At 31.7% G+C, this 6,624-nt stretch carries 7 protein-coding genes; 1 reads left to right on the forward strand and 6 read right to left on the reverse strand.

The window, feature by feature from the left end:
* The coding region (locus tag DNC80_RS06715; protein WP_182650328.1) for a gliding motility-associated C-terminal domain-containing protein at positions 1 to 1,890 on the forward strand (1,890 nt) is incomplete at its 5' end.
* Positions 1,891 to 2,273: 383 nt separating this feature from the next.
* Here DNC80_RS06715 and DNC80_RS06720 read toward each other — a convergent pair.
* From DNC80_RS06720 to pyrR, 6 genes are all read right to left on the reverse strand, one after another.
* The gene (locus tag DNC80_RS06720) at positions 2,274 to 2,777 is read right to left on the reverse strand and encodes a CAP domain-containing protein (protein WP_144892127.1); all 504 of its coding nucleotides are present in this window, start codon (positions 2,775 to 2,777) and stop codon (positions 2,274 to 2,276) included.
* A 161-nt stretch (positions 2,778 to 2,938) separates the two neighbouring features.
* Entirely contained in the window at positions 2,939 to 3,583 is a 645-nt protein-coding gene (pdxH, locus tag DNC80_RS06725) for a pyridoxamine 5'-phosphate oxidase (RefSeq protein ID WP_182650330.1), read from the reverse strand.
* Positions 3,584 to 3,623: 40 nt separating this feature from the next.
* Complete coding sequence (locus DNC80_RS06730) at positions 3,624 to 4,529, reverse strand: ribonuclease Z (RefSeq protein WP_182650332.1); 906 nt, start codon at positions 4,527 to 4,529, stop codon at positions 3,624 to 3,626.
* Positions 4,530 to 4,599: 70 nt separating this feature from the next.
* Positions 4,600 to 4,932 (reverse strand): ribonuclease Z, encoded by a 333-nt coding sequence (locus tag DNC80_RS06735; protein ID WP_144892133.1) that lies wholly within the window; start codon positions 4,930 to 4,932, stop codon positions 4,600 to 4,602.
* Positions 4,933 to 4,999: 67 nt separating this feature from the next.
* The gene (locus DNC80_RS06740; RefSeq protein ID WP_086454976.1) at positions 5,000 to 5,926 is read right to left on the reverse strand and encodes an aspartate carbamoyltransferase catalytic subunit; all 927 of its coding nucleotides are present in this window, start codon (positions 5,924 to 5,926) and stop codon (positions 5,000 to 5,002) included.
* A 35-nt stretch (positions 5,927 to 5,961) separates the two neighbouring features.
* Positions 5,962 to 6,507 (reverse strand): bifunctional pyr operon transcriptional regulator/uracil phosphoribosyltransferase PyrR, encoded by a 546-nt coding sequence (pyrR, locus tag DNC80_RS06745; protein WP_086454975.1) that lies wholly within the window; start codon positions 6,505 to 6,507, stop codon positions 5,962 to 5,964.
* Positions 6,508 to 6,624: the final 117 nt, after the last annotated feature.

The following is a 6,624-nucleotide window of genomic DNA, read 5'->3' on the forward strand; positions in this document are numbered from 1 at the left end:
GCTGTATTTACTTTTACATTAAGCAACCCTTCTGATCAAGCCATTACCTATACTTTTGTATTGACTAATGGTACGGCTGGAAGTGCGGATTACACCACTACTAACGTTGATGTACTTGTTCCTGCGGGAGCAACTACGGGAACTGTTTCGGTACCTACAACTGCGGATGCGATTGACGAAGTAACTGAAAACTTTAGCATTGCCTCTGGAGCTGCTTCGGCTACGGGTACGATTATCGACAATAACAATGCGATGATAGTAGCTGTAAATGACAATGTAGGCTTGGTTAATGGGATAACTGGTGGTGACACAGGTATCAACGTTTTAGATAATGATACCTTAAATGGAATATTATTATCACATTCAGATGTTGTTATAACTTTTGTACCTAATGGCCCAGTTACTGTAGGTTCTGACGGAAAAATCAGAGTATCACCTAATACACCAGCTGGAGTGTACACAGTTCAATATACTATATGTGAAACTATTAATCCTAGTAATTGTTCTATTGGGACTGTTACTGTAAATGTGGTAAGTGCAACTATGGTATTAACTGATGATGTTTACTCAGTTTTAAGCTGCAGTACTACAGGCATAATTGGAAATATATTGACTAATGACACTTTCAACAACAGTCCATTATCTGCAGATAATATCAACGTAACGATACTTACTGGCCAAAATTCAAACATTCTGTTAGATAATTTAGGAAATCTTAGTATATCAAATAACATACCTACAGGACAGTACGATTTGACTTACCAAGTATGCGAAAAACTAAATCCTTTAAATTGTCAAACGGCAAGAATTACAATTGTAATTAGTGACCTAGTTAGACCTACAATTGCAGCGTTACCAGCAATGACAACTGTTTCATGTGGTACAATACTAAATTTTGCACAAGCAACAGCAACTGATAATTGTGGAAATGTAAGTTTAAGTTTTTCAGACTCTACTACCCCTGGAAATTGTGCAGGGTCATATACTGTAACAAGAACTTGGACCGCAAGAGATGCTGCTGGTAATACAACAGCAGCTTCACAATCTATCAATGTTCAAGATAATCAAGGACCAATTACTGCTACCGCTTTCCAACAAAATGTAAATGTTACTTGTGATGCAATCCCAGTGAAACCTGCATTAGTCTTTACGGATGCATGTTCAACTGTAGCATCAAATAATTATACTGAAACTATTACTAACAATAACCCAAATTCATATACAATTGTTAGAGAATGGTTGGTAACAGATACATGTGGAAATACTTCTAGGTTCACACAGAATGTGAACGTAACTAATGTAAATGAATTAAAAACAATAGACAGTTCTGCTTGTACTGGTGATTCAGCTTTAATCAATTTGAGAAGTTTACTACCAACAGGAATATCTACAAATGGAACTTGGACTGATATCAATACTACCGGTGCTTTGCAAGGAGATCAATTTAATCCTTTTGGTCAAAGCTTAGGAGATAAAGTATTTGAATACAAAGTGGTTGATACTACATGTCCTCAAACCTATAGAATAACGATTAAAGTCAATGATGATTGTTTAGTATTAGATTGTGGAACAGTAAAAGTATTTAATGCTATATCTGTAAATAATGACGGTGTTAACGATAAATTAGTAATTGAAAACATTGACAATACCACTTGTTATCCAGAAAACAGCATCGAAATCTTTAACCGTTGGGGTGTTTCTGTTTTTGAAACTAAAAACTATAATAACCAAACTAATTATTTTGATGGATACTCTAGAGGTAGAACAACTATAAAAGATACTAACAGTCTACCTACTGGAACTTATTTCTATATTTTAAACTACACTGCTATTATAGATGGTAAAACTCAAGTTAAAAAACTTAGTGGCTATTTATACATAAATCAATAAATCAATTTAATTTTATTTAAAACCTGAGGCTAACCCCTCAGGTTTTTTTTTGCGATACTATATAAAAAATAAATTAGCTAAATAGAGAGTACAAATGAATTGGTAGAAAGCTCAAACAAGATTTATGAAGAGGAATATTTACTTGTCTTTTATCTTAAACGTTACCTGAGTGATAATAACTGTAAAGAATTCACCTCTTGATTTTCTAAAAATAAATCACTTTTAATTTGATCATAAAAGATTCAATTGTACTTATTTACAATTGTAGATGCTAATAAAATAGCATCTAAAAAAACTTAAACTAGACCTTAAAACAGCGAATAGTAGAAATAAGAAAGCTATCTCATAGTTATGAGATAGCTTCAAAAAAAAATTGAAAAAACTTAAATTCTAGCAAATAAATTTGTGAAATATTTTCTACCGGTTGTAGGATGTTCTTTAACTGCTAGACCAAAGTGAGTAAAATTGCCTTCGATTACTGCTTTGTGTCCTGGACTTGCAAGCCATGCATTAAGAACAGATTGGGGTGTACTATAATTATAAGCTACATTTTCACTTACTGATTTCGCTCCTAAGGTTTGAATAATATTTTCTGATCTTTCTACAAAATTGTTATGATTAACAACGTTATTTTCTATCATGTAATTATCATGTTCCTCGGACTTGAAAGACATATGATTTATTTTCAAAAGAGGGTTTAACCCTTTGCTAACTCGATATGAATTTATTAAATCCATCGTTTCAATCTCAAACACACTGTAATTGTAATTAGAAACTTTTTGTACAGTTGTTTCATTTGTTTGTTCATCAGAACTATTTGATGAACACGAAGCTGAGATACATACCACTAAACTAAGTAATAATGTACGAAGTAATTTTGTAGTCATAATGTAGTAGGTTAAACTTAAAGTCGATTGTGGGGCAACAAACTTTAAAATTAGTAATCTAATTTTATTTTCTTATTCAAATATAGATAAAAAATCCGTTATAAGGTAAATAAAATCGATGAACTACATCAATAAAACAAAATTGTAAGTTTAATTATATATTATGGAGCAAGTCTGTCAATTTTCCAAGATTGATCATTTTGAAAAATATAACGTATTCTGTCATGTAAACGATTAGGACGACCTTGCCAAAACTCTACTTCTGAAGGACTTACAATAAAGCCTCCCCAATATTCAGGTCTTAAAATAGGAGTATTTGAAAACTCTTTTTCTAACTTTAAAAGTTTAGTTTCCAAAACTTCTCTTGACGAAACAACTTCACTTTGGTTAGATGCAATTGCCCCAAGTTTACTACCATCTGGTCTGGAGTCAAAATAATTGTCTGAAATCATTTCAGAAGTTTTAGTGGCTACTCCTTTAATAATCACCTGACGTTCCATAGTATGCCAAAAAAATGACAAACAAACTTTATCATTCTCTAAAATAGCTTTACCCTTTTCTGAATTATAATTGGTATAAAAAATGAAACCTTCTTCAGAAAATTTCTTTAATAAAACGACTCTCGCTCTTGGAAAACCATCCAAACCAATTGTTGATAATGTCATAGCATTTACCTCGCTATCTCCTCCATAGTCTTCAACTTCATGAAACCATCTATTAAATAAATTTATAGGATCTTCTGGAATGTTACTTTCTAAAAGTTCACTTTTATCATATGACTTTCTATAATCACTTAAATCATTCATTATCGTATAGTTTAAATAGTGTTTTTAAATTATTTGTATTTTAAAATTCAAAGCTTTTACCGTCGTCACCAAGTAATACATTAGGAAAAACAGTTTCTGCTTCTTGCTTGAACATTTCAATACTTTCATAGCGTGTTGAATAATGTCCTAGAACTAATTGTTTTGCATTAGCTTTCAGGGCAATTAAAGCAGCTTCTTTGGCAGTAGAATGTAATGTTTTTTTAGCTAAATTTTCCTCTGATTGTAAGAAAGTCGATTCGTGGTACAAAACATCTACATTACTTATAATAGGAAGTATGTCTTCATTATAAACTGTATCAGAACAAAATGCATAACTAAGAGCTGGAATAGGTTCAAAAGTAAGATCCTCATTTAAAACAACACTACCGTCTTCTAAGGTGATATCTCTTCCGTTTTTAATATTTTGGTAATAACAAGTATCTATAGCATAGTTTTGTACTGCTTCAATATTTAATTTTCGCTCTCCTATTTTTTCTTGGAACAAAAAACCATTAGTATACACTCTATGCTTAAGCGGAATTGTTTTGACAACAACTTTATGGTCCTCAAAAATTATTTCACTTTCTAAGGATTCTAATTCATGAAAATACAATCCATAATTTGTCCAAGAGTTTGATAATCTCAGTTGTAATTTTATAATCTCTTTAATCCCTTTGGGACCATAAATATTTAAATCAGTAGTCCTATTTAATAAAGAAAATGTAGATATCAAACCTACTAAACCAAAAAAGTGGTCTCCGTGTAAATGCGAAATAAAAATATGATTGATTCTAGAAAACTTCACTTTATTTTTTCGAAGTTGAACTTGTGTACCTTCGCCACAATCAATTAAGAAGAGCCTGTTATTAATATCTAAAACCTGTGATGTAGGATTTGTAAAAGTCCTAGGAGTGGCTGCATAGCAACCAAGTATTGTTAATTTCAAGGTATGTTTAATTCGATTATTTATACTTGCTTGAATCAATCAATAGGTTTAAAAAACCGAATTCAATTGATTAAAAGCCTAAATCTCTTTCAATCTCTTCCATTTCAATAATGTCATGCGCCTCTAATAATGATGGAACAACAGTTAACTTTGATGGAACTGCATTATAATCAAAATCAGAGGTCACTATTACAAATGACTTTTTTGCTTTTTTATGATCTTTTGATAAAGGCAAAAAAAGTTTTATGTCTGATATTGACATACTTTGATACATCAACAAATCAATAATTATGTTATGCTTTTCAAATGTTTTGTATTGGTGCGTAATTTTCATTAAAAAAGATGTAAAGTCACCTTGTGTATCTCGAATTACTATTGTGTGTCCTTTTTGATCTACTTTCATGATATTAAATTTAAATACATTTTTAAAAATATAGTGCGGAATTATTTATCTAAAGTACTGAATACCGCTATTGAATTTTTGAGGCCAATAAATAAATAACAGCCATTCTAATGGCAACACCATTTTCAACTTGATTCAAAATCACAGATTGGTGATGATCTGCTACCTCACTTGTAATCTCAACTCCTCTATTAATAGGTCCAGGGTGCATAATTACGATTTCTTTACTTAACGACTCTAAAAGAGTTTTATCTAAGCCATATTGCTGAGCATATTCACGTGTTGATGGAAAAAAATTAACATCCATACGCTCATTTTGTACGCGCAACATATTAGCCACATCACACCATTCTAATGCTTTTCTTAAATCAGGTTCAACACCTACCCCTAATGAGTTGATGTATCTTGGTATTAACGTTTTGGGCCCACACACTTTTACCTCAGCTCCTTGCATTTGCAAAGCATAGATATTAGACAGTGCCACTCTTGAGTGCAAAACATCACCTACTATGACTACTTTTTTACCCGCAACTTCGCCTAAACGCTCTCTTATAGAATAACTGTCTAGTAAGGCCTGTGTAGGATGCTCATGAGCTCCATCTCCAGCGTTAACAATACTTGCTTTGACATTTTTTGATAAAAAATATGCGGCACCCGGATTAGAATGTCGCATTACTACCATATCTACTTTCATAGATAAGATGTTGTTAACGGTATCTATTAGAGTCTCGCCTTTCTTTACTGAGGATTGTGCAGCTGAAAAACTAATAACATCAGCACTCAAACGTTTTTGAGCTAATTCAAAAGAAAGCTTTGTTCGTGTACTGTTTTCAAAAAAAATATTAGCAATGGTAATATCTCGTAATGAAGGCACTTTCTTTATTGGTCTATTAATAACTTCTTTAAAATGATCTGCGGTTTCAAATATCAAGTCAATATCATTTTTATTGATGTACTTTATACCTAATAAATGATTTACGCTTAATTCTTTCATTTCTATTTACGATTATATTTTCTGGTTTACAATTGCTAGGATTCACTGGTGATTAAATAAACACCATCTTCTCCATCATTTTCTTTCCAACTAACTTTTACTTTTTCATTATTGATAGCATCTACCTGTCTTCCTCTATAATCAGGTTGAATGGGTAAATTACGGCTGAATCGTCTGTCAATTAAGACTAGCAATTCAATTTCTGATGGTCTACCAAAGGATTGGATTGCAGTTAATGCTGATCGAATACTACGACCGGTAAATAACACATCATCAATAAATATTACTTTTTTATTTTCAACAATAAAGTTGATCTTAGTTTTATTGGCTTCTAATGGTTTATCCGTTCTTCTAAAGTCATCTCTAAAAAAGGTGATATCGAGATATCCCAACTGGATTTCAGGAGTTTGATATTCATCTTGCAAAATTTCTTTTAAACGTTCGGCTAAAAAAACTCCTCTTGGTTGAATTCCTACCAAAATCGTATCTGAAAAATTAAGGTGCTTTTCTATTAATTGACAAGCCAAACGGTGTAAAATTATAGTAACTTCTTTAGCAGTAAGCAATACTTTTTGGCTCATAGCGAGTTTATTCTTTGGTTACACAAATATACAAATACATATTTAGCATTTTCAAATTAAATCTACACAAATACAACAGGATTGTATAAAAAATAGCTTGATTTCATTCTATAATTT

This window comes from Flavobacterium sp. SOK18b (assembly GCF_014156605.1).
GTDB classification, from domain to species: domain Bacteria; phylum Bacteroidota; class Bacteroidia; order Flavobacteriales; family Flavobacteriaceae; genus Flavobacterium; species Flavobacterium tiangeerense.

Excerpts from the sequence above, each read along its gene's own strand:
- DNC80_RS06720 (WP_144892127.1), bottom strand. The coding sequence starts at position 2,777 with ATGACTACAAAATTACTTCGTACATTATTACTTAGTTTAGTGGTATGT.
- pdxH (WP_182650330.1), bottom strand. The coding sequence starts at position 3,583 with ATGAATGATTTAAGTGATTATAGAAAGTCATATGATAAAAGTGAACTT.
- DNC80_RS06735 (WP_144892133.1), bottom strand. The coding sequence starts at position 4,932 with ATGAAAGTAGATCAAAAAGGACACACAATAGTAATTCGAGATACACAA.
- DNC80_RS06740 (WP_086454976.1), bottom strand. The coding sequence starts at position 5,926 with ATGAAAGAATTAAGCGTAAATCATTTATTAGGTATAAAGTACATCAAT.
- pyrR (WP_086454975.1), bottom strand. The coding sequence starts at position 6,507 with ATGAGCCAAAAAGTATTGCTTACTGCTAAAGAAGTTACTATAATTTTA.